Source organism: Gluconacetobacter takamatsuzukensis, from assembly GCF_014174275.1.
GTDB lineage: Bacteria > Pseudomonadota > Alphaproteobacteria > Acetobacterales > Acetobacteraceae > Gluconacetobacter > Gluconacetobacter takamatsuzukensis.
Window position 1 is genome coordinate 392,931 of the sequence record NZ_JABEQK010000001.1, and the last position, 19,641, is coordinate 412,571.

Below are 19,641 nucleotides of genomic sequence, written 5' to 3' on the forward strand. Positions count from 1 at the left end.
CGGGCGCCCGATGGCGGTGACGGCTCGGCCGTCGCTTGCATACGAGGGAAAGACTTGGCCGGGACGCTTGCGCGTTCCGGTCCTTTTTTTGTTCTATCCCTATCGATGAGTCCGCCCCCATGGGTGGGCGGGCAGGAAGGAGCATTTCATGCCGATGGAAACCATTGCCGTCTCGGGCATTCCCTTTCCGGTCTCGCGCATTGCGCTGGGCACATGGGCGATCGGCGGCTGGATGTGGGGCGGGGCGGACGACAGCAAGGCCATCGCCACGATCCACGAGGCGCTGGACCTGGGGATCAGCCTGATCGACACCGCGCCGGTCTACGGGTTCGGCCATTCCGAGGAGGTCGTGGGGCAGGCGCTGGAAGGGCGGCGCGACAAGGTGGCCATCGCCACCAAGGTCGGGCTGGACTGGAAGGACGGCAAGCCGTTCCGCAACTGCTCGGCCGCACGGATCCGGCAGGAAATCGAGGATTCGCTGCGCCGGCTGCGTACCGACCGGATCGACCTCTACCAGATCCACTGGCCCGACCCGTCGGTGCCGCTGGACGAGACGGCGCGGGTGCTGGAGGACCTGCATCGCGAGGGCAAGGTGCTCGCGCTGGGGGTGAGCAATTTCTCGGTCGCGCAGATGGAGCAGTTCAGCGCCGTGGCGCCGCTGGCCGCCGTGCAGCCGCCCTATAACCTGTTCGAGCGCGCGATCGAGGACGATATCCTGCCCTGGTCGGTCGAGCATGGCCTGGCCGTGCTGGCCTATGGGCCGCTGTGCCGGGGGCTGCTGTCGGGCAAGATGAATGCGGACAGCCATTTCGGTGCCGACGACCTGCGCAGTGCCGACCCGAAGTTCCAGGCGCCGCGCTTTGCCCAGTATCTGGCGGCGGTCGGGGCGCTGGAGGCGTTTGCCAGGGAGCGGTTCGGCCGGTCGGTGCTGGCGCTGGCGATCCGCTGGGTGCTGGACCAGGGGCCGACCATCGCGCTGTGGGGCGCGCGCAAGCCCGAGCAGATCGCCGGGATCGACCAGGCCTGCGGCTGGACGCTGTCGGCGCAGGACAAGGTGGAGATCGACCGGATTCTGGCCGCGCATATCACCGATCCGGTGGGGCCGGAATTCATGGCGCCGCCCGGCGGCTGATGCCTGAGACGCCGGCGCAGGTCGTCAGGCGACGGCGGTGAGGTCGGTCTGCGAGAAATCGTCCCCCTTGAACAGGAGGGGGAGATTTCGCTCTCTGGCGAGGGCGTAGCTGGCGCAATCGCCGAAATTCAGTCCGGCGGGGTGCCGGTCCTTGCCGAACCGAAGGAAGGCTTGGCGTGCCAGTGCGGCCTGGGTGGACGAGAAGGGGACGATGGCGATGTCGGCCGTCGATCAACTGGTCCAGGCCGCTCCAGGCATCTGGGGAGGGGCGGCGCCCGGCCAGTACCATGCTGGTTTTCAGCATGCTGACGCTGGAGAGCAGGCAGCGATCGGCGGTGACGATCCGGGCAAGAAAATCGTCCGCATCCGATTCGCCGCGCAAGATCGACACCAGGACCGACGTATCCAGCACGATTATGCCGGCAGGCCGTGATCGTCGTACAGATCGTCGTCGGTCAGGGGAGGATTACCCTGGAGCCGTGCGGCGCTGGCCCGGCTGATGGCCTGAAGGCGGGACAGCAGAGCCGCCTTTTGCTGGGGCGGCTGCCGACGGCGCACACCGTCAGGGATGAATTCGACCCCGGCCTGTTCGAGAGTCTGCCGGACGGTGTTGGTCGCGAGCGACGACACGCGGGAACAGGTGCCCGGCGATTCCAGGCGCCGGATGGTGATGACCGAGACATGGGCACGCCTGGCCAGTTCCTGCTGCGGGAGATTCAGGAGGGCACGGGCTGCCCGGATCTGATCATGGGTCACGTCCATGATCGTTATATATCATTATGATCGTTATGGATTAATGACGGGCAGGGGGAAGGGCTGCCCAGCTGACGTCTCTCCCTATTCCGGCAGGAAGCAGACGGACAGGCTGCGGACGCCCTGGGCGCCGCGGATCAGGACGCCCTGGATGTCGGCGGTGGCGGAGGGGCCGCTCATGAGCACGCCGTAGCGGGCGGTGTGGAATTCCGGGCGCAGGTAGGCGGTGTGCATGCTGGCCGTGATCTGCGCCGGGTCCAGCAGGACGACCATATGCTGCGTGAGATGGGCCAGGGCGTTGAGGTGGAGCTGGGCCTCGCTGAGGAAGATCGAGCCGGTTTCCGCGATGCCGAAGGCGGCGCGGACGATGGTGACGTCGACCGGTTCGGCGGCCTGCGGCGTGGGCAGGTCTTCGATCCGCACCGTGCCGGTGGCTTCGGGCACCAGCGAGCAGATCATCAGGCCCGGTTTGGGGAAGCGGCGGGCGATGGCCTGGTCGAGCGGTTCGTCGGGGCCGCGGTCCAGCATCGTGCCGCCCATCTGGGTCAGGCTGGCGCTGAACCGTTCCGGGCTGGCGTCGGATTCGCCCAGCAGGGCCGGGTCGGGCAGGGGGTGGGCGGCCGGGTCGGGGCTGTTGCGGCGCAGGGCGGCCAGGATGGTGTCGCGGGCGCTCATGCCTTGGTCTCCGCGTTGTCGGGTTTGCCGGGCTTGGCTGCCGGGCGGTTGCGGCGGTGCCAGCTGTGGAAGGTTTCCTTGACCGGTTCGGGGAGTTCGCGATTCTTGCCCCACGGGTTCAGCCAGTTGTAGAGCGCGAAGCGGGGCAGGGTGCCCAGTGCGGTTTCGGTGCCCGCGATGGCGGCGCGGTAGAGTTTGGGCTGGCCCATCAGCTTGCCAGCCATGTGCATGATCTCGCGCTTCACAAACGGCATCTGGTGGTGTTCGACCAGGACCTGCCGCCATTTGAAAAGCTGTTCGTGGATATTGATCTTGACCGGGCAGACATTGGTGCAACTGCCGTTGAGCGTCGAGGCGTAGGGCAGCGTGCTGTATCTGCGCTCGTTGAAGGTGGGGTCGATGATCGCGCCGATCGGGCCGGAATAGACCGCGCCGTAGGACAGGCCGCCCGAGCGGCGGTAGACCGGGCAGGTGTTCATGCACGCGCCGCAGCGGATGCATTTCAGCGACGTCCAGAAATCCGCCATGCCCAGCCGGGCGGAGCGGCCGTTATCGACCAGCACCACATGCATCTCGCCGCCATCCTGCGGGCCGCGGAAATGGCTGGTATACTGGGTGATGGGCGAGCCCAGGGCGCTACGCGACAGCAGGCGGATGAACACGCCGAGATCGGCCATGCGAGGCACGACGCGCTCGATGCCGATGGTGGCGATATGCACGCCGGGCACGGTGGCGCTGAGGTCCGCGTTGCCCTCGTTGGTGCAGACGACGAAGGTACCGGTTTCGGCCACGAAGAAATTGCCGCCGGTCATGCCCGCGTCGGCGTGCAGGATGACCGGGCGCGCGGCCAGGCGCTGTGCCTCGGCCAGCTGGTGCGGGTCGTTGGCGTCGGGGTCGGTGCCGTAATGCTGGGCGAAGATGCGTGCCACGTCGCTGGTCAGCTTGTGGACCGACGGCACGACGATGTGGCTGGGCAACTGGTCGTCGAGCTGCTGGATGCGTTCGCCCAGGTCGGTCTCGGTGACGGTGACGCCCCGGGCGGCCAGGTAGGGGCGGAGGTCGCATTCCTCGGTCACCATCGACTTGCTCTTGATGAGCGTCTTCGCGCAGCGTGCGGCCAGGATTTCGGCCACGATGCGGTTATGCTCGGCGCCGTCGGCGGCCCAGTGGACGTGGATGCCGTTGCGTTTGGCGTTGCGTTCGAATTCCTCGAGATAATCCGCGAGGTTGGCCAGCGCGTGTTCCTTGATGGCGGAGGCGCGGCTGCGCAGTTCCTGCCATTCGGGCAGCAGGTGCATCTGGGCGTCGCGCTTCTGGCGCATGTCCCACAGCCTTGCATCGTGGAAGTCCAGATGCGGCTTGTCGGCGATGAAGGCGACGGCGGCGCCGGCGTGGTCGACGGGTTTTTCCTTCATTGCCGGGCTCCGTTCAGGATTTCGGCGATGTGGATGAAGCGGATGTCCACCCCCGCCCGTTCGGCGCAGCCGCGCTGGTGCATCAAGCACGAGGAATCGGCCGAGACGATATATTCGGCGCCCGCCTGGTGGTGGTCGCGGACCTTGTCGAGCCCCATGCGGGCCGAGACCGCTTCCTCGGAGACCGAGAAGGTGCCGCCGAAGCCGCAGCATTCGTCGGGCCGCGCGGGGGTGGCGAAGCGGATGCCCCTGATGCCCGACAGCAGGGCCATGGGCTTGGAGAAGGCGGGCTCGCCCAGTTCGGACATGCTGGCGGTGCGCAGGGCGCGCAGGGAGGAGCAGCTATTGTGCAGGCCGACCGTGTGGGGGAATTCCGCCCACGGGAAATCGTGTACCTTCAGCACGTCGTGCAGGAATTCGACCAGCTCGTAGGTGTTGGCGCGGACATGGCGCACCGCATCGGTCTGCTCGATGGCGTCGAAATGCGCGCGGACGTGGTGGGTGCAGCTTCCCGAAGGCATCACGATGGCGTCGAAGCCGGCGAACAGCCGCACGAAGAGGGCCTCGGCTGCGGCGGAGTCGGACACGCAGCCGGCGTTGGTCATCGGCTGGCCGCAGCAGGTCTGTTCGGGGGGGTAGGTGACGTCCTGGCCCAGCCGTTCCAGCAGTTCGAGGGTTGCGATGCCGACGCCGGGATAGAAGGCATCGATGTAACACGGGACGAACAGGCCTATCTTCATTCGCATCGGGCTTTCCCCTCTCGGCGCCGCCGCCCGCGCGGGCCGTCATGATGGACCGTTCCGGTCTTCTCGGTTTTGGACAGGAAATTGTTATAACAAGTTGCCGGGCCGACTCAACCGGCGGATTGTTCGGGGGAGCCTTCTTCGGTGGTCAATGATCGTCGGCCGGGCGGTCGCCGGCGGCATTGCCGGTGATGCGAATCCATGCGCCCCGGCTTTCCATGCAGAGGGCGTAATCGGTCTTGAGGCGTTTGAACTGGTTGCCGCCGCCGCCCGTCATCACGGTGCCGTTCGTCGCCGCGCTGACCGAGGCGTCGGTCTGGCAGAAGGCGTCGGCCGAACGGTAGGCGTCGCTATTGCGATCGAGGATCGCGCGGTATCCGGAGATGGAGCCGTAGATCGAATGTTCCTTGTGGGCGTGGGCCGGCGTGGTGGCGGCGATGGCCAGGCCCGTGCCGGCCAGCAGCGGGAGCAGGCGGCGGGCGTCGATGCGGATGGTCATGGTCGTGGTCCCTGGTTTCTGTGCCCCGGCCCGTCGTGCCGGGAGGAGCGCGCGCAGGATAGCAGCCCTGCGTGCCGGCTTACATTGACCGTCCGGCGGCTGCTCCCCATTATTTCAGACAAGGGGCGTGCCTGGATGACGGGGCGCCGGGATGAAGGCGGGCTGTGCGCCCGCTTGTGCGATATCGCGTTCAGCCAGGGAGAAGACGCATAGCCGTGAGTACCGATCCGTACGAGATCCTGGGCCTGTCGCGGACGGCCAGCCAGGACGACATCCGCAAGGCGTATCGCAAGCTGGCCAAGAAATGGCATCCGGACCTCAATCCGGGTGACAAGGCGGCAGAGGAGAAATTCAAGGCAATCGGCTCGGCCCACGCGCTGCTGTCGGATGCCGACCAGCGGGCGCGCTTCGACCGGGGCGAGATCGATGCCGCGGGCCAGGAGCGCGGCTGGGCGGGCGGTGGCGGCGGTGGTGGCTATCGCGACCATGCGGAGGGCGCGCAGGGGTTCCGCTATTCGGCCGGCGGGTTTTCCGAGGACGATCTGGGCGACATGTTCGGGTCCATGTTCGGCCAGCAGCGGGGCTTTCGCCGCCGTCCGCAGGGGCCGGCGCGGGGTGAGGACCGGAATTTCTCGCTGACCATCAGTTTCGAGGATGCTGTGAACGGGGGCACGTCGCGCGTGACCCTGCCGGGTGGCGGGACGCTGGATGTGAAGATTCCGCCCGGGATCGAGGACGGGCAGGTGATGCGCCTGCGCGGCAAGGGTGGCGAGGGCCATCAGGGCGGGCCGGCCGGCGACGCGCTGATTACCATCGGCATCGCGCCCAGCGAGATCTATACCCGCGACGGCAACGACCTGCGCATGACCTTGCCCGTGGGGGTGAAGACCGCCGTGCTGGGCGGGCCGATCAAGGTGCCGACGCCGGGTGGCACGGTGTCGATGAACGTTCCGGCCCATTCCGACACCGGCAGCGTGCTGCGCCTGCGCGGCAAGGGAGTGAAGGCGCATGGCGGGCAGGAGGCGGGGAACCTGTACGTCACGTTGCAGGTGACGGTCGGCCCGGTCGACGCGGCGCTGGAGACCTTCCTGAAATCCTGGACCCCGCCGGGCGAGGCGAAAGGGGGAGGTGCCGCATGATCACGATCGAGGCCCTGTGCCTGCGGGTGGGCAATGTCAGCGTGGTCGACGTCCAGCACTGGATCGACAGCGCCTGGCTGCGGCCCGAGGGTGAGCCGGGGGCGTATGTCTTCCAGGATATCGACGTGGCGCGGGCGCGGCTGATTGCCGAGCTGACCGGCGAGCTGGGGATCGGGGAGGACGGCATGCCGGTGGTGCTGTCGCTGCTGGACCAGCTTTACGACGCAAGGCGCCAGATGCTGCGCCTGCGCGCGGCGCTGGAAAGGCCGCAGGCCGCCGAGCTGCGCACCAGCCTGTTCAGCCTGCTGGGTGTGGCGGACGAAGGACGGGGTTAGCTTTTCCCGGCTTCTCGAAGACGGCCTCGCAGAGGGTGGTCGGAAATGTGGGCTGATGAGCGAGAGCGGCCCGCAGGGCCGCGCCCGGCGTGTGTTTCCGAGCACCGAAGCGGAGCGGCCTGACGGGCCGTGAGCGCCGAAGGGGAGGAAACGCGTGCGGATCGCCATTAGCGGCGCTTCCACGGGTCACGCGCAGAGGGTGGTCGGAAATGTGGGCTGGTGAGCGAGAGCGGCCCGCAGGGCCGCGCCCGGCGTGTGTTTCCGAGCACCGGAGCGGAGCGGCCTTATGGGCCGTGAGCACCGAAGCGCAGGGAACGCGCGCCGGATCGCCACCAGCGTGCATTTACGACCACCCTCTCAGTCGTTGCGGCTTAGGGGGAGGTTGACCGTCTGGCCGGGCTTGGTGCCCTTGATTGTCAGGGTGGCGCTGTTGGCGGAAACCAGCTGGAACGTGACCAGCGGGTCATGGCCCGGCGATTGCAGTTCGGCCTTGCCGTGGGGGGCCAGCGTGACCTCGTGCGGGGCGTAGGTGTGCAGCTCGTCGGGCAGGGTGACCTGGACCTGATGGTGGGCGTCGGGCGCGGCGACCACGACCGGGGAGAGGCCCATGGCGGCCCATTCGCCCGTAAAGGGGCTGGCGGCGGCGCGGGCCTGGGTGGCGGACAGGGCCAGCAGCGCGGCGGCAATGGCGTAAAGGCGGGGCATGGGTGACTCTCCGGGTCTGTCTCGTCTGGGCGGGACCTTACTGTGTCCGGCCCGGGTCCGACAGGGGTGCGGCGGTCTGGGTGGGGTGCAGGGCGGCGTTGGGCGGTTTGGGGCGGACCAGGAACCGGTGCAGCCCGTCGAACAGGGAATGCCATGACAGGCGCGGGCGGCGCCCGTCGGGCGTGACCATCGAGACGCTGGCCGTCATGCCCGCCGAGAGCGTCAGCCCCGCCGGCATGGTGTCGATATGGATGCGCACCGGGATGCGCTGGGCCAGCCGGACCCAGGTATAGACCGGGTTGACCGAGGGCAGGCCCTGGGTCGACCGTTCGGCATTGGTCGAGGAGATGCCGCGGGTGATGCTTTCCACATGGCCCCAGAGCGGGGTCGGCACGCCCATGAGGTCGATGCGCATCAGGGCGCCGCGATAGAGGCCGCGCAGGCGCGTTTCCTCGAAATAGCCGTCGACCCAATAGGAATCGGCGTCGATCACCTGGATGTCGGAGATGCCGGCGGTCGCGAAATCGCCCACGCGCATCGTCAGGTTGGTGACGTAGCCGTTGACGGTGCTGTGGATCTGGGTGCGCTCGAGGTTGATGCGTGCCTGCGACAGGGCTGCCAGGGCCTCGGCATACTGGGCCTTGGCCTGTTCGGCCACGGCTTCGAACTGCTGCTTTTCCTCGGCCGAGGCGGAGGCGGAGGAGAGTTGCTGGCGGCGCTGGTGCTGGGCGAGGCGCAGGGTCATGTCGGCCTGGCGTTCGTTGACGCGGGCCGTGGCCTGGGCGACCGCGACGCGGAAATCGAACGGGTCGATGGTGTACAGCACGTCGCCCCGGTGCACGTACTGGTTGTCGGCGACGCGGATATCCTCGATCTGGCCCGAGACGCGCGGTGCGATGTTGGCCACCTGGACGCGCACCTGGCCGTTCCGGGTCCAGGGGGCGGCGGTGTAATATTGCCACAGGCCCAGCAGGACGATCGTGGCAACGGCCAGGATGGCCAGGGTGGTGGTAATCCGCATGACCATGCGGGCGCGTTCGAACACCATCGGACCCTTTTCAGAGAAGAAAGACATACAGCCCGACCAGGCAGATCAGGATGCCGAATTCGGCCAGCGGCACGTTCCATAGCCGCTTCTGCACCATCCGGCTGGCCAGCAGCGGGCGCAGTGCCAGCAGGGTCAGCACCGCCAGCCCGGCATCGACCAGGAAGGAGGCGACCTCGACCCCCGCGATGGAGATGGTGGGCGTCATCGCGGGGCCCCAGGCACCGGCAGGATGCCGTAATGGCGCAGGGCCCTTGCGTTGCGGTCCAGCAGGCGGGACGCGCCGAACAGGCCCGATGCGGCGCCGACCAGCGTTTCGCGGTCGGCGGGGGGGAGGGTTGCGGCCGCCGCCAGCAGGTGGGTCGCCTGGCCCAGCAGGGGGGCGCCGGCTTCGGACAGGTTGAGCGTGCGCAGCATGTCCTGGGTGCGGGCCACCGGCTCGGCCACCGCCTGGATGGCGGCGGCGCGGACCAGGTGGCGGCGGGCGCGGGCTAGCGCGCCGTTGAGGTCGCCCAGCGACACGATGCGGTCGAACACGCGCAGGGTGATGGGTTTCTGCGGCAGGTGGCCGGTCCAGGTGCGGGCCTGGAGCAGGCGGTCATATTGCCGGCTGATGAGGGCGGGGCTGGCGATGTCGCCCCGGCCGGTGAATTGCCGCCGCAGGGTCATTGCCACCGCCATGGCGATGCGGAACCGCCGCCGGCGCGCCGAGGGGGGCGCCAGGGTGAGGGTGAAGAACAGGATCACCGCCGAGAGCATGTAGTAGAGATTGCGGTCGACGAACTGGGTCGGGTCGTAATTATGGACATTGTCCAGCCCCAGCACGATGAAGAAGAAGACCCCGAAATTCAGCCCCACCGGCATCAGGCGCGGATGGATCAGCAGCAGGCAGCTGGCGAAGATGATCGGGGCGAGCATCAGCGAGAAGAAGACCATGCCCGAGCCGTAGGGCAGGATGCGGGTGTCCAGCACGAAGGCGCAGACCGTGGAGAGCGGCACGCCGACCAGGGCGCCCACGCCGAAGGCGCGGGTGTCGAAGGTCGTGATCGACAAGGTGAGGATGGTGGCGACCTGCAGCAGGGTCGTCGTCGTGCCCGGCAGGCCGCTGAGGATGCAGATGATGGCGGCGGCGGTGAAGCCCGCCATGACCCGCGCGCCGTTGAGCAGCGCCAGCACCGGGTCCTGCTGGCGGGCGATCCGCACGCCCGGCGCGATGCGGGGGGCGGCGCGGCCCTCGGCCAGGGTGCGGATGCCGTCGGTGACCCGGCGCCCGTAGGTGAGCAGGGCCATCGTGCGTTCGATCAGGTAGGCTTCGGCCGGGGTGAGGGGGGGCTCGCCGGGGTCGATGTGCAGCAAATGGTCCAGCGCGCGGCTGGCTTCGGCCTCGTCGACGAAGGGGGTGCCGTCGCCGAAGCGCTGGCGCACGCGGGCCAGGATGGCGGGTCGGACGTCCTCGTTCATGCGCAGGATGCCGCTGATGGCGCGGCTGCACGAGATCATGTCCAGCATCGAGACCATCGCCGAGCGGGCGCCCGTCATGCGCAGGGCGCTGTCGGCCAGTTCGGTGCGGGCGAAGGAGACCTGGCTGGTCAGGGCCATGATGTGCCCGGCCAGCGACAGCCAGGTGACGTCGTCGGGCGAGCCGTGCCCGTTGACGGCGTCGCGCGCGATGCGCCGGACCTCGCCGGCGCCGTGGCGCAGGCCGGTGGCCAGACGGTGCCAGGCGGTGGGCGAGCCCGTCACGTCGTTGACGACCGCGACCGAGACGATGCCGATCATGATGGCCGAGACGCGGAAGATGGCGACGGTAAAGACCTGCTCCGGCCGGTCGATGCAGCCGATGCCGATGATGGCGACCGTGTAGCCTGCGAGCAGCGCGCCATAGGCCCGGAAGTCGCGCGCCAGGGTGCCCAGCACCACGCACAGGCCCAGCCACAGCGCGACGCCGCCCAGGAACATCACCCGGTCCTGCCCGAAGACCGCGATCAGCCCGATGGCCACGGCGGCGCCGGCCAGGGTGCCGGCCATGCGGTACAGCGCCTTGGACAGGATCTGGCCGCGCAGGGGCTGGGTCAGGATCATGACCGTGACGCCCGCGCTGGCGGGGGAGTCGATCTGCAGCCAGAAGGCCACGCCCAGCGCCAGCATGACGGCGGCCCAGCTGCGCAGGCAGAAGGCGATGCTGCCCGGCGGCAGCCAGGCCGGGCGTGCGGCCGGCAGCCAGATCCAGCGCGCGAGGGCTGTTGCCATGCCCGTTCCGCCGCCCTGTTCCATCGCCTTCATCATCCTCCGTCCGCTCGCAGGCCGCGGACTATGGCGGTTGCGGACGAGCCATATATGTCCCGGTCGCGACAAACCGTATCAGAGGGTGGGTGTTCCGGGGACCGGAAATGCGTGAATTCGGAAAATATTCGTGCGGATAAGGAGAGATTTCTCTTTTTTGTGTGCGGACCGGCTCGTTTTTCGGTGACGATGGCTGGTATGCGTCGCCGGCATGTCCCTCTGGCCGTCATCGCCGGATCGGGCGATAAGGGAGTATGCGCCTGCTTCATACGTCCGACTGGCAGATCGGCAAGGTCTTCCGCTTCGCCGACGACGATATCCTGCCCGTCCTGCAACAGGAACGGCTGGAAGCGATTGGCCGGATCGGCCGCCTGGCCCGCGCCCAGGGGGCGGAATGCGTCGTGGTGGCGGGGGATATCTACGACCATCTGCGCCCATCGGAACGCACGCTGCGCCAGCCGGTCGAGCGGATGCGGCAGTTTCCCGACCTGCGCTGGCACCTGATCCCCGGCAACCATGATTTCAACGAACGGGACGGGTTGTGGGAGCGGCTGGCGCGGACCGGGCTGCCGGACCATATCGTGCCGCATCTGGCCCCCGTGCCGGCGCCGCTGGATGCGGCGGGGACGGCGTGGCTGCTGCCGGCGGGGCTGGGGCATCGGCATGTCATCGGGGACCCGACCGCCTGGATGGATGGGGCGGCGACGCCGGAAGGGACGATTCGCGTGGGGCTGGCGCATGGGTCGGTGCGCAGTTTCGGGGAAGAGGCGGCGGGGCATAATTTGCTGGCCATCGACCGGGCGCGGCTGGCGGGGCTGTCCTATCTGGCGCTGGGGGACTGGCATGGTGCCATGCGGATCGATGCCCGTACCTGGTATTCGGGCACGCCGGAGGTTGACGGGTTCGATGTCGGCGGGGCGGGCGGCGGGCAGGCGCTGCTGGTGACGCTGGATGGGCCGCGGGCCGAGCCGGTGGTCGAGGCCCATGCCGTCGGGCGCTTTCGCTGGGCGCGGGCGCAGGCGGTGCTGACCGGGGCCGACGACATCGCGGCGCTGGAGGGGCGGTTGCGTGCGATCGATCCCGACGACCCCAGCCGGGTGCTGGTGTGGCTGGCCGTCAGCGGGGCGCTGGGCCTGTCGGACCTGGAAGGCTGGCAGGCGCGGATCGTGGACGGGCTGGGCTCGGCCTTGCGGCTTTTGCGGATCGACGGTGCGCCGGGGCTGGCGCCGTCATCGGACGATCTGGAGGCTTTCGGGCCCGGGGGCGCGGTGCGGGCCGCCACCGAGACGCTGGCGCGGCAGGCCGGGGAGGGCGACGAGGCGGCGCGGGCGGTCGCGGCGGCGGCATTGCAGCGGTTGTATCTGCTGGCGCGCGATGTGGCCGGGGGGATGGCATGAGCGGCGGCATGATCCTGCGGGGGCTGGAGGTCGAGCAGGTGCGGCGGTTCGGCGATGCCGTGCGGCTGGCGGGGCTGGGGCCCGGCATCAACCTGCTGGGGGCGCCGAACGAATTCGGCAAATCGACGCTGCTGGCGGCGTTACGCGCGGTGTTTCTGCTGCCGCACGGGTCGAAGGCGCGGCCGGTGGCGGAGTTGCAACCTTATGGCGGGCGGGGGGCGCCGCGTGTCGCGGTCGATTTCACGCTGGATGGCTGCGACTGGCGGCTGGAAAAGCGCTTCATGCAGCGGGCCTTCGTCCGGCTGGAGGGGGGCGGCGAACGGCTGGATGGCGATGCGGCCGAGGCGCGGCTGCATGACCTGCTGGGCGTGGAGGGGGGCAAGCGCGGTGCCGAGGCCATGGGCCTGCTGAATGCGCTGTGGGTCGGGCAGGGGCACAGTCTGGTGCAGCCCGATTTCTCGGACCCGGCGCGGGCGACCATCCGGTCGTGTCTGGAAGCCGATCTGGATGCCATGACGGGCGGGGATGCTGCCGGGCGGGTGCTGTCGCGCGTGGCGGCGGATCTGGCCGTGCTGCTGGACGGGCGGGGCAATCCGCGCGGGCGTTATCGCGCGGCGAAGGAGGGCGAGCAGGAGGCGGCGGCCGAACTGGCGCGGCTGGAGGCGCGCCGGCAGGCGTTGGAGGACGACCTGAACGCTATGGCGGATCTGCGTCGTCGGCTGGCGCATGAGGACGATGCCGACCGGCGCGAGAAGGAGCGCGCCGACCTGGCCGAGGCGGGCCGGGTGCGCGACCGGCTGCGTGACCATGATGCCCGGTATCGGGCCGCGCGGGCTGTGCGCGACCATGCGGCGGCGCAACTGGCGGCCGTGCGGCAGGATCTGGCCGGGCGCACGGCCTGGGAGCGCGATCTGGCGGCCGGTGTGGCGCGGGTGGCGGAACTGGAGGGTGCGTTGCTGACCGCGCAGGGCGCGCAGGATGCGGCGGGGGCGGCGCATGCCGCGCGGTTGGAGGCGGTGCGGGTGGCCGATGCCGCGCGCCAGGCGGCGCGTGGGGCGCTGGACCGGGCGGCCGGCCGGGTGGAGCGGGCGCGGCTGGTGCATGAGCGGGGCGAAGCGGCTGCCGCGCTGGACCGGCTGGACCGGGCGGCGCAGGCTGTGACGCGGGCCTCGGCGGAACTGGCGGCCTGCACGATCGACGATGCGCGGATGGGAGCCATCCGCAAGGCCGAACGGGCGCTGGATGCGGCGCGGGCTGCGAGCCGGGCGCAGGCGACGACGCTGGATATCGCGTTGGCCGATGGCGGGCGCGGGCGGCTGGTGCTGGATGGGGCGGCACTGGAGAGCGGGCGCGTCGTGGTGACGGATAATGCCGTGCTGCGGATCGAGGGGATCGGCACCATTTGCATCGAACCGGCCAGCCATGGGCGCGACACGCTGCGGGCGGCGCTGGCCGGGGCGGAAGAGGCCTTGCGCCGGGCGCTGGCGGCGGTTGGCTGCGCCGACATTGCCGGTGCCGAGGCGGCGCTGGCGGCGCGGCGGCAGGCCGAACTGGCCGCGCAGGCCGCGCAGACGGTGCTGGGGGGGCTGCTGGCCGCCACCGGCCAGTCGCCGGTGACGGCGATGGATGTGGCGCGGCGGCGGCTGGCGGATTTGGATGTGCGCCTTGGGCGGATCGGTGCGGCGGATGGCGAGGATATAGCGGGCGATCCGGTGGCGGTGCTGGACGCGGCCCGGGAGGCGATGCAGGTGGCCGAGGAGCGGTATGGCGCCGCGCATCAGGCCCTGCTGGCCCCGGATGAGACGATGCGTCGGGCGGCGGAGGATCTGGCACGGCTGCGGGCCGAATGGCAGGTGGCGCGGGATGGCGCGGCCCAGTTGGCGCGCGACCTGGAGGCCGCGCGGGCGGTGGAGGCGGATGAGGCGCTGTCGGCGCGGCTGGCGGCGGCCCATGCGGGGGCCGAGGCGGCGGAACTGGCGCTGCTGCGGATCGAGGAGACGCGGCCCGAGGGGACCGAGGCGCTGGCCGATGCCGCGATCCAGCGGCTGGAGCGCACGATTCAGGAGGGACATGCCCGTCTGGCGGCGTTGCGGCAGGAGATGGCGGCGCGGGAGGCGCGCATTCGCGCGGCGGAGGGCGACGGGCTGGACGAGCGGATTGCGGCGCAGGAGCGGCTGCGTGCGGCCCATGCCGCCGAAGATGCGGCGTGTGCACGGGAGGTCGCGATCCTGCAATGTCTGCGCGATGCGGTGGCGGCGGCGGAGCGGGCGGCGACCGAGCGTTATCTGGCGCCGCTGGCCCGGGCGATCCAGCCGGCGCTGAGCGCGCTGTTTCCGCGCGCCGTGGCCACGGTGGAACCGGATTTCAGCATTTCGGCCCTGTCGCGGCGGATCGACGAGCCGTTCGTGAACCTTTCGGACGGCACGCGCGAGCAGATCGCGGTGCTGGCGCGGCTGGGGCTGGCCGACCTGATGCGGGCGCGGGGGCGGCCGGCGATGCTGGTGCTGGACGATGCCCTGACCTATGCCGATTCGGGGCGGCTGGACCGGATGTTCGACATCCTGACCGAGGCCGCCGGCCGGTTGCAGATCGTGATCCTGACCTGCCGCACGGAGCTGTTCACCGGGCTGGGGGCCCGGCGGCTGGCGGTCGAGGCGGTTGGTGACGCGACCGCGGAAGGCCATTGACGCCGTTTCGGGCGATGGAGGAACATGCCGCCATGTCAAAGCTGGACCTTACCCGCCCCTTCCTGCCTGTTCGTATCGCGGTGATGACCGTCTCGGACACGCGTACCCTGGAGACCGATACGTCTGGCACCCTGCTGGCCGAGCGGATCGTCGCCGCCGGCCATCAGCTGGCCGCGCGCAGCATCGAGCCGGACGATGTCGACCATATCACCGGCTGCCTGAAGGAATGGATCGCCGATCCGGAGATCGACGTGATCATCTCGACCGGGGGGACCGGCGTGACCGGCCGGGACGTGACGCCCGAAGCCTATGAGCAGGTGCTGGAAAAGCGCATCGAGGGGTTTGGCGAGCTGTTTCGCATGCTGTCGTACCAGAAGATCGGGACCTCCACGATCCAGTCGCGGGCGCTGGCCGGGGTGGCGGGGGGGACCTATCTGTTCGCGCTGCCCGGATCGAGCGGGGCGGTGAAGGACGGGTGGGACGATATTCTGGTCTGGCAGCTCGACAGCCGGCATCGACCCTGCAATTTCGTGGAGCTGATGCCGCGCCTGCGCGAGCATCTGCCGGCTTCACACGGCTGAACGACGGGTACCATGACAGAAAGGACAGCGACCATGGGCGCGAAGAAACTGCTGCTGCTGGCGGGCGACTATGTCGAGGATTACGAGATCATGGTGCCGTACCAGGCGCTGTCGATGCTGGGCTTTACCGTCGATGCCGTCTGTCCGGGCAAGAAGGCCGGCGAATATGTGCTGACGGCGATTCACGATTTCGAAGGGGCGCAGACCTATAGCGAGAAGCCGGGCCATCGCTTTACGCTGACGGCGGATTTCGAGAGCGTGAACGCGGCGGATTATGCCGGGCTGGTGATTCCGGGCGGCCGGGCGCCGGAATATCTGCGGCTGGACCCGCGCGTGATCGATCTTGTGCGTGCCTTTGTCGGCCGGCCGATGGCGGCCATCTGCCATGCCGGGCAGTTGCTGGCCGCGGCCCGGGTGATCGAGGGGCGCACCGTGTCGGCCTATCCGGCCTGTCGCCCGGAGATCGAGCTGGCGGGCGGGATCTATGCCGATATCGCGGTCGATGACGCGGTGACGGACGGGTGGCTGGTCTCGGCGCCGGCGTGGCCGGCGCATCCGCGCTGGCTGGCGCAGTTCATCGCCGTGCTGGGGGTGCGCGTCACGATCTGACCGCTGGGGCCGCCCATGTCGGGGGTTGGCATTGGCACGGGCGGATAGCTGTGCATCATGGACGGGCAAGGGCGGCGTTCCGGCCGCCCGATCGGACATGGGAGAATTCCGTCTTGCGCACCCGTCATCTTCTGGCCCGCTCCGCGCTGGCCGTTGCGATTGCCACCGGCTTTGCCTCCGCCTCGTTCTCCGGCCCGCAGGCCTTCGCCGCCGGCCCGCCGGCGGCCACCGCGCCTCTGAAACTGAAATCGCTGGTCATTACCGGGAACAAGCAGGTCTCGACGGACGACATCCTGGCGGCGTTGCCGTTCCATCAGGGTGATACCGTGACCCGCAACCAGATCGACGCCGGCGCGCAGGACGTCATGGGCGTGTACCAGAAGAAGAATGTGGGCCTGAAATTCGGCCAGAAGCTGAAATTCGCCGGCTCCGCCGTCTATATCGAATGGGCGATCGAGGAACAGGCGCCGGAGGTGGTCCAGACCGCGCTGGTGGTCGACAAGATCGTCTTCGAGGGCAACAAGAAGCTGTCCGCCGCCGACCTGACCAACGCGACGAAGCTGCGGACCGGATCGACGATCGACCAGGCCGCGATGGCGGCCGACCAGGAAGCGGTGCAGAAGGCGTACCAGGCGCGTGGCGTCAGCGCGGCAATCAATGTTGTGCCGTCGCAGCCGGCCGGGGATAACCATGTCGTGCTGACCTACAAGATCAGCGAGCAGTAAGACGAGTTGGGCGCGGAGTGCGGCTGTTGGCCGGGCTCCGCGCTTTTTTTTCGGTAGAGCCTCGTCCGGGCGGGGGATCAAGATTGGTTTTCCGGCATATCGCCGTTTGCGCCTTTACGGCCGGGTTGCCGGATGGAGTGGTGCCTTTACCCGGTTTCAGCTTTACGGGGAGCCGATCATGGTGATCTGCTCGGTCAGGGGCAGGCTATTCGCGTTCGGTGGGGCCGCGGTCATGGCCTCGGCTCTATCGTGCCCGGTCGCAGGAATCGCGGCGGTATGGACGCCTGCGATCATCGAGCATGGCGTCACGGTGGACGGTGCCGTTGCGACCAACAGGCATCTTCCGCAGTCGCAATTCGATTATCTGCTGAAGGAAGCGTCGAGGGGCGATGCGCAATGGCTTCGCGCGCTGGCCTCTTTGTATCCCGGAACCGATGGTGCCCGGGCGGAGGGGATGGAAATGGCCCTGAGCGACGCGTTGCAGACGAATCCCGAAGAGGTGTTGTCCCTGCTGACGACATATTCCGATCTGCCGCAGCCTGACAGGCTCTGTGAGAACAGGGAAATCGAACCGACGGCAAGCAATGTGCGGCGGTATTACGACCGTGCGTTACAGGCGGTAGAAGCCGTTGATGACCCGATGCTTCGCTCGGTCAAGGCTCGGTGCCTTGCCCAGCTTCGCCGGAGACGCTGAGCCGGGGCATGGATGCCGGAGGCCGTGATATCCGGCGCCGGATAGCGTGGTGGGGGCACGCCGGATTGCTCCGGCGTGCGGTTGGTGGGATCAGTTCGGATCCGTGCCCAGGATGCGGTGGTTGAGCATGGGGGTGATGTCGGGGTCCTTGCCGTAGAAGGCGCGGAACATCGGGCCGTAATCCTGCGTGTGGCCCTGGGAGAGGATCAGGTCGCGGAAATGCTGGCCGTTCTGGCGGGTCAGGCCGCCATGGTCGCGGAACCAGGCGAAGGAATCGTCGGCCAGCATCTGGGTCCACAGATAGGCGTAGTAGCCGGCCGAATAACCGTTCGACCAGATGTGCAGGAAGTAGGTCGAGCGGTAGCGGGTGGGGACGAGGGCGGTGTTGAGGCCGGTCTTGTCCAGAGCCGCTTTTTCGAAGGCGTCGACATCCTGCTGCGGGGCGCCGGCGGGCAGGCTGTGCCAGGCCATGTCGAGCTGGGCCGCCGCGATGATCTCGCCCATATTGTAGCCGCGATTGAAGGTGGCGGCTTTCTTGATCTTGTCGACCAGCTCTTGCGGCATGACGGCGCCGGTCTTGTAGTGGCGCGCATAGTGGGCGAACACGGTCGGGTCGAGCGCCCAGTGCTCGTTGAACTGCGAGGGGAATTCGACGAAGTCGCGCGCGACCTGGGTGCCGGAGACGATCGGGTAGGTCTGGTTGGCGAACAGCCCGTGCAGCGCATGGCCGAATTCGTGGAACATCGTGACCACGTCTTCGAAGCTGATGAGGTCGGGCTGGCCGGCCGCCGGCCTTGCGATGTTCGCGACGTTATAGATGACCGGCTTCGTGCCCAGCAGCCTGGACTGGCCGACGAAATTGGACATCCACGCGCCGCCGTTCTTGTTGTCGCGCTTGAAATAATCGAAATACATCAGGCCGAGCGTCGAGCCGTCCTTGTCGAAGACCTCGAACACCATCACGTCGGGGTTGTAGACGGGGATGTCCTTGCGCTGCTTGAACGTGATGCCGTAGAGCTGTGTCGCCGCGAAGAACACGCCGTCGCGCAGGACCGTATTGAGCTCGAAATAGGGCTTCACCTGATTTTCGTCGAGCGCATAATCCTGTTTGCGCACCTGCTCGGCATAATGGGTCCAGTCCCACGGTTGCAGCGCGAAGGACTGGCCGTCCTTGCGGATCGTGTCCTGGATGCGGGCGGCCTCGTGATCCTGCTGCGTGCGGGTGGCGGGCGCCAGTTCGGCGATGAAATGCTGCACGGCGGCCGGTGTGTCGGCCATCTGGTCGTACAGCACGTAGGATGCGAAATCGAGGTAGCCGAACAGGGCGGCCTTCTGTGCCCGCAACTGGGCCAGGGTCGCGATCGTGGCGCGCGTGTCGTTGGCGTCGCCCTTCTCGGCGCGTGTCCAGCTTTGCTTGAACAGGGCCTCGCGCGTCGCGCGGTCGGTCATGTCTTGCAGGTCGGGCTGCTGCGTCGTGTTTTGCAGCGGGATGACCCATTTGCCGGGGAGCTTGCGATCTGCCGCATTTTTCGCGAATGCGGTGATCGTGCCGTCATCGAGGCCGGCCAGCGCGTTCTTGCTGTCGACGACCAGGGCGCCGTCGCGGGTGGCGGCCAGCAGCTTCTGCTGGAATGCGGTCTCCAGCGTGGAGATCTGCGTGTTCAGGGCCCGCAGCTTCTCCTGGTCGGCGGGGGAGAGGCGGGCGCCGGCGTGGACGAACTGCTGGTAGTAGAGGTTGAGCACCTGCGCCTGTTCGGGTGTCAGGGCCAGGTGGGCGCGGTTGTTGTACAGGATTTCGACGCGGTTGAAGAGTTTCGCATCGAGATAGATCGAGTCCTGATGTTGCGAGAGCAGCGGTGCGATGTCGCTCTGCGTCTTGTCCAGCGTGTCGTTGGTGTTGGCCTGGTAGACGCCGTAGAAGGTCAGCGACACGCGGTCGAGCATCCGGCCCGAGCGTTCCATCGCGACGATGGTGTTGTCGAAGGTCGGGGCCGCGCGATTATCCGCGATCCGGCGGATTTCGCCTTTCTGGAGCGCCATGGCCTGGACGAAGGCCGGTTTGTAGTCGGTATCGTGGATGGCGTCGAAACGCGGGGCCTGGAGCGGAAGCGTGCTGGGACTTGCGAACGGATTGGAGGCGGCCGTTGCGACGCCGGAAAGACCAGCCAGCGCGGTCGTGGCGACCAGCGTGCCGATGCGGAAAAATCTTGTCATTCAGTGAGTC

General features: G+C 68.4%; 21 protein-coding genes. 10 read left to right on the forward strand and 11 right to left on the reverse strand.

The window, feature by feature from the left end; translation table 11 throughout:
* Positions 1-148: 148 nt before the first annotated feature.
* Positions 149-1,132, forward strand: coding sequence for an aldo/keto reductase (locus HLH27_RS01770; RefSeq protein WP_182947357.1), 984 nt, complete (start codon positions 149-151; stop codon positions 1,130-1,132).
* Positions 1,133-1,156: 24 nt separating this feature from the next.
* Here HLH27_RS01770 and HLH27_RS17280 read toward each other — a convergent pair whose 3' ends face one another.
* A complete protein-coding gene (locus HLH27_RS17280) occupies positions 1,157-1,351 on the reverse strand; it encodes a type II toxin-antitoxin system VapC family toxin (protein WP_338029822.1) in 195 nt (64 codons plus the stop codon).
* Between HLH27_RS17280 and HLH27_RS17285 the strand changes: the two genes are divergently transcribed.
* Positions 1,344-1,565 carry a hypothetical protein gene (locus tag HLH27_RS17285; protein WP_338029814.1) on the forward strand — a complete coding sequence of 74 codons (222 nt, stop codon included), beginning with the start codon at positions 1,344-1,346 and terminating at the stop codon, positions 1,563-1,565. The two genes, HLH27_RS17280 and HLH27_RS17285, sit on opposite strands and share 8 nt — an antisense overlap.
* Here the strand turns inward: HLH27_RS17285 and HLH27_RS01780 are convergent.
* From HLH27_RS01780 to HLH27_RS01800, 5 genes are all read right to left on the reverse strand, one after another.
* Positions 1,547-1,894, reverse strand: coding sequence for a helix-turn-helix domain-containing protein (locus HLH27_RS01780; RefSeq protein ID WP_182947358.1), 348 nt, complete (start codon positions 1,892-1,894; stop codon positions 1,547-1,549). The two genes, HLH27_RS17285 and HLH27_RS01780, sit on opposite strands and share 19 nt — an antisense overlap.
* A 75-nt stretch (positions 1,895-1,969) precedes the next feature.
* A complete protein-coding gene (locus HLH27_RS01785) occupies positions 1,970-2,560 on the reverse strand; it encodes a LutC/YkgG family protein (protein WP_182947359.1) in 591 nt (196 codons plus the stop codon).
* Entirely contained in the window at positions 2,557-3,975 is a 1,419-nt protein-coding gene (locus HLH27_RS01790) for a lactate utilization protein B (protein WP_182947360.1), read from the reverse strand. Before HLH27_RS01790 ends, HLH27_RS01785 begins: the two co-directional genes overlap by 4 nt.
* Complete coding sequence (locus HLH27_RS01795; protein ID WP_182947511.1) at positions 3,972-4,715, reverse strand: (Fe-S)-binding protein; 744 nt, start codon at positions 4,713-4,715, stop codon at positions 3,972-3,974. Before HLH27_RS01795 ends, HLH27_RS01790 begins: the two co-directional genes overlap by 4 nt.
* Before the next feature lie 151 nt (positions 4,716-4,866).
* On the reverse strand, positions 4,867-5,217 hold the full coding sequence (locus tag HLH27_RS01800; protein WP_182947361.1) for a hypothetical protein: 351 nt from the start codon (positions 5,215-5,217) through the stop codon (positions 4,867-4,869).
* Positions 5,218-5,432: 215 nt separating this feature from the next.
* On the opposite strand from HLH27_RS01800, the gene HLH27_RS01805 reads away from it, so the two are divergent.
* Positions 5,433-6,356, forward strand: coding sequence for a DnaJ C-terminal domain-containing protein (locus tag HLH27_RS01805; protein WP_182947362.1), 924 nt, complete (start codon positions 5,433-5,435; stop codon positions 6,354-6,356).
* Positions 6,353-6,691, forward strand: a complete 339-nt coding sequence (locus HLH27_RS01810; RefSeq protein WP_182947363.1) for a chaperone modulator CbpM — start codon at positions 6,353-6,355, stop codon at positions 6,689-6,691. Before HLH27_RS01805 ends, HLH27_RS01810 begins: the two co-directional genes overlap by 4 nt.
* A 357-nt stretch (positions 6,692-7,048) precedes the next feature.
* Here HLH27_RS01810 and HLH27_RS01815 read toward each other — a convergent pair whose 3' ends face one another.
* Genes HLH27_RS01815 through HLH27_RS01830 form a run of 4 tightly spaced genes read right to left on the reverse strand, consistent with a single transcriptional unit; the run spans position 7,049 to position 10,691 of the window.
* Positions 7,049-7,396, reverse strand: a complete 348-nt coding sequence (locus tag HLH27_RS01815) for a hypothetical protein (protein ID WP_182947364.1) — start codon at positions 7,394-7,396, stop codon at positions 7,049-7,051.
* Positions 7,397-7,433: 37 nt separating this feature from the next.
* Complete coding sequence (locus tag HLH27_RS01820; RefSeq protein ID WP_408870773.1) at positions 7,434-8,441, reverse strand: biotin/lipoyl-binding protein; 1,008 nt, start codon at positions 8,439-8,441, stop codon at positions 7,434-7,436.
* 13 nt (positions 8,442-8,454) lie between these two features.
* Positions 8,455-8,649, reverse strand: coding sequence for a DUF1656 domain-containing protein (locus HLH27_RS01825; protein ID WP_182947366.1), 195 nt, complete (start codon positions 8,647-8,649; stop codon positions 8,455-8,457).
* Positions 8,646-10,691, reverse strand: a complete 2,046-nt coding sequence (locus HLH27_RS01830; RefSeq protein WP_246375309.1) for an FUSC family protein — start codon at positions 10,689-10,691, stop codon at positions 8,646-8,648. The genes HLH27_RS01825 and HLH27_RS01830 overlap by 4 nt, the downstream gene beginning before the upstream one ends.
* A gap of 287 nt (positions 10,692-10,978) precedes the next feature.
* On the opposite strand from HLH27_RS01830, the gene HLH27_RS01835 reads away from it, so the two are divergent.
* The 6 genes from HLH27_RS01835 (at position 10,979) to HLH27_RS01860 (ending at position 17,417) form a co-directional block, all read left to right on the forward strand.
* On the forward strand, positions 10,979-12,121 hold the full coding sequence (locus tag HLH27_RS01835) for a metallophosphoesterase family protein (protein ID WP_182947367.1): 1,143 nt from the start codon (positions 10,979-10,981) through the stop codon (positions 12,119-12,121).
* Entirely contained in the window at positions 12,118-14,808 is a 2,691-nt protein-coding gene (locus HLH27_RS01840) for an AAA family ATPase (RefSeq protein ID WP_246375311.1), read from the forward strand. Before HLH27_RS01835 ends, HLH27_RS01840 begins: the two co-directional genes overlap by 4 nt.
* 32 nt (positions 14,809-14,840) lie before the next feature.
* Positions 14,841-15,389: a molybdenum cofactor biosynthesis protein B gene (gene moaB, locus HLH27_RS01845; protein WP_182947368.1), complete on the forward strand. Its 549-nt coding sequence runs from the start codon at positions 14,841-14,843 to the stop codon at positions 15,387-15,389.
* Between the two features lie 33 nt (positions 15,390-15,422).
* A complete protein-coding gene (locus HLH27_RS01850; RefSeq protein WP_182947369.1) occupies positions 15,423-15,998 on the forward strand; it encodes a DJ-1/PfpI family protein in 576 nt (191 codons plus the stop codon).
* Positions 15,999-16,111: 113 nt separating this feature from the next.
* Entirely contained in the window at positions 16,112-16,723 is a 612-nt protein-coding gene (locus HLH27_RS01855; protein WP_182947370.1) for a POTRA domain-containing protein, read from the forward strand.
* A 178-nt stretch (positions 16,724-16,901) separates the two neighbouring features.
* Positions 16,902-17,417 (forward strand): hypothetical protein, encoded by a 516-nt coding sequence (locus HLH27_RS01860; protein ID WP_182947371.1) that lies wholly within the window; start codon positions 16,902-16,904, stop codon positions 17,415-17,417.
* A 90-nt stretch (positions 17,418-17,507) separates the two neighbouring features.
* Here HLH27_RS01860 and HLH27_RS01865 read toward each other — a convergent pair whose 3' ends face one another.
* Positions 17,508-19,631, reverse strand: coding sequence for a M3 family metallopeptidase (locus tag HLH27_RS01865; RefSeq protein WP_182947372.1), 2,124 nt, complete (start codon positions 19,629-19,631; stop codon positions 17,508-17,510).
* Positions 19,632-19,641 lie beyond the last annotated feature (10 nt).

Coding starts and splice junctions, on each gene's coding strand:
- HLH27_RS01780 (WP_182947358.1), bottom strand. CDS start 1,894: ATGGACGTGACCCATGATCAGATCCGGGCAGCCCGTGCCCTCCTGAAT.
- HLH27_RS01785 (WP_182947359.1), bottom strand. CDS start 2,560: ATGAGCGCCCGCGACACCATCCTGGCCGCCCTGCGCCGCAACAGCCCC.
- HLH27_RS01810 (WP_182947363.1), top strand. CDS start 6,353: ATGATCACGATCGAGGCCCTGTGCCTGCGGGTGGGCAATGTCAGCGTG.
- HLH27_RS01825 (WP_182947366.1), bottom strand. CDS start 8,649: ATGACGCCCACCATCTCCATCGCGGGGGTCGAGGTCGCCTCCTTCCTG.
- HLH27_RS01795 (WP_182947511.1), bottom strand. CDS start 4,715: ATGAAGATAGGCCTGTTCGTCCCGTGTTACATCGATGCCTTCTATCCC.
- HLH27_RS01865 (WP_182947372.1), bottom strand. CDS start 19,631: ATGACAAGATTTTTCCGCATCGGCACGCTGGTCGCCACGACCGCGCTG.
- HLH27_RS01850 (WP_182947369.1), top strand. CDS start 15,423: ATGGGCGCGAAGAAACTGCTGCTGCTGGCGGGCGACTATGTCGAGGAT.
- moaB (WP_182947368.1), top strand. CDS start 14,841: ATGTCAAAGCTGGACCTTACCCGCCCCTTCCTGCCTGTTCGTATCGCG.
- HLH27_RS01860 (WP_182947371.1), top strand. CDS start 16,902: ATGGTGATCTGCTCGGTCAGGGGCAGGCTATTCGCGTTCGGTGGGGCC.
- HLH27_RS01770 (WP_182947357.1), top strand. CDS start 149: ATGCCGATGGAAACCATTGCCGTCTCGGGCATTCCCTTTCCGGTCTCG.
- HLH27_RS01800 (WP_182947361.1), bottom strand. CDS start 5,217: ATGACCATCCGCATCGACGCCCGCCGCCTGCTCCCGCTGCTGGCCGGC.
- HLH27_RS01840 (WP_246375311.1), top strand. CDS start 12,118: ATGAGCGGCGGCATGATCCTGCGGGGGCTGGAGGTCGAGCAGGTGCGG.
- HLH27_RS01790 (WP_182947360.1), bottom strand. CDS start 3,975: ATGAAGGAAAAACCCGTCGACCACGCCGGCGCCGCCGTCGCCTTCATC.
- HLH27_RS01815 (WP_182947364.1), bottom strand. CDS start 7,396: ATGCCCCGCCTTTACGCCATTGCCGCCGCGCTGCTGGCCCTGTCCGCC.
- HLH27_RS17285 (WP_338029814.1), top strand. CDS start 1,344: ATGGCGATGTCGGCCGTCGATCAACTGGTCCAGGCCGCTCCAGGCATC.
- HLH27_RS01835 (WP_182947367.1), top strand. CDS start 10,979: ATGCGCCTGCTTCATACGTCCGACTGGCAGATCGGCAAGGTCTTCCGC.
- HLH27_RS01830 (WP_246375309.1), bottom strand. CDS start 10,691: ATGGCAACAGCCCTCGCGCGCTGGATCTGGCTGCCGGCCGCACGCCCG.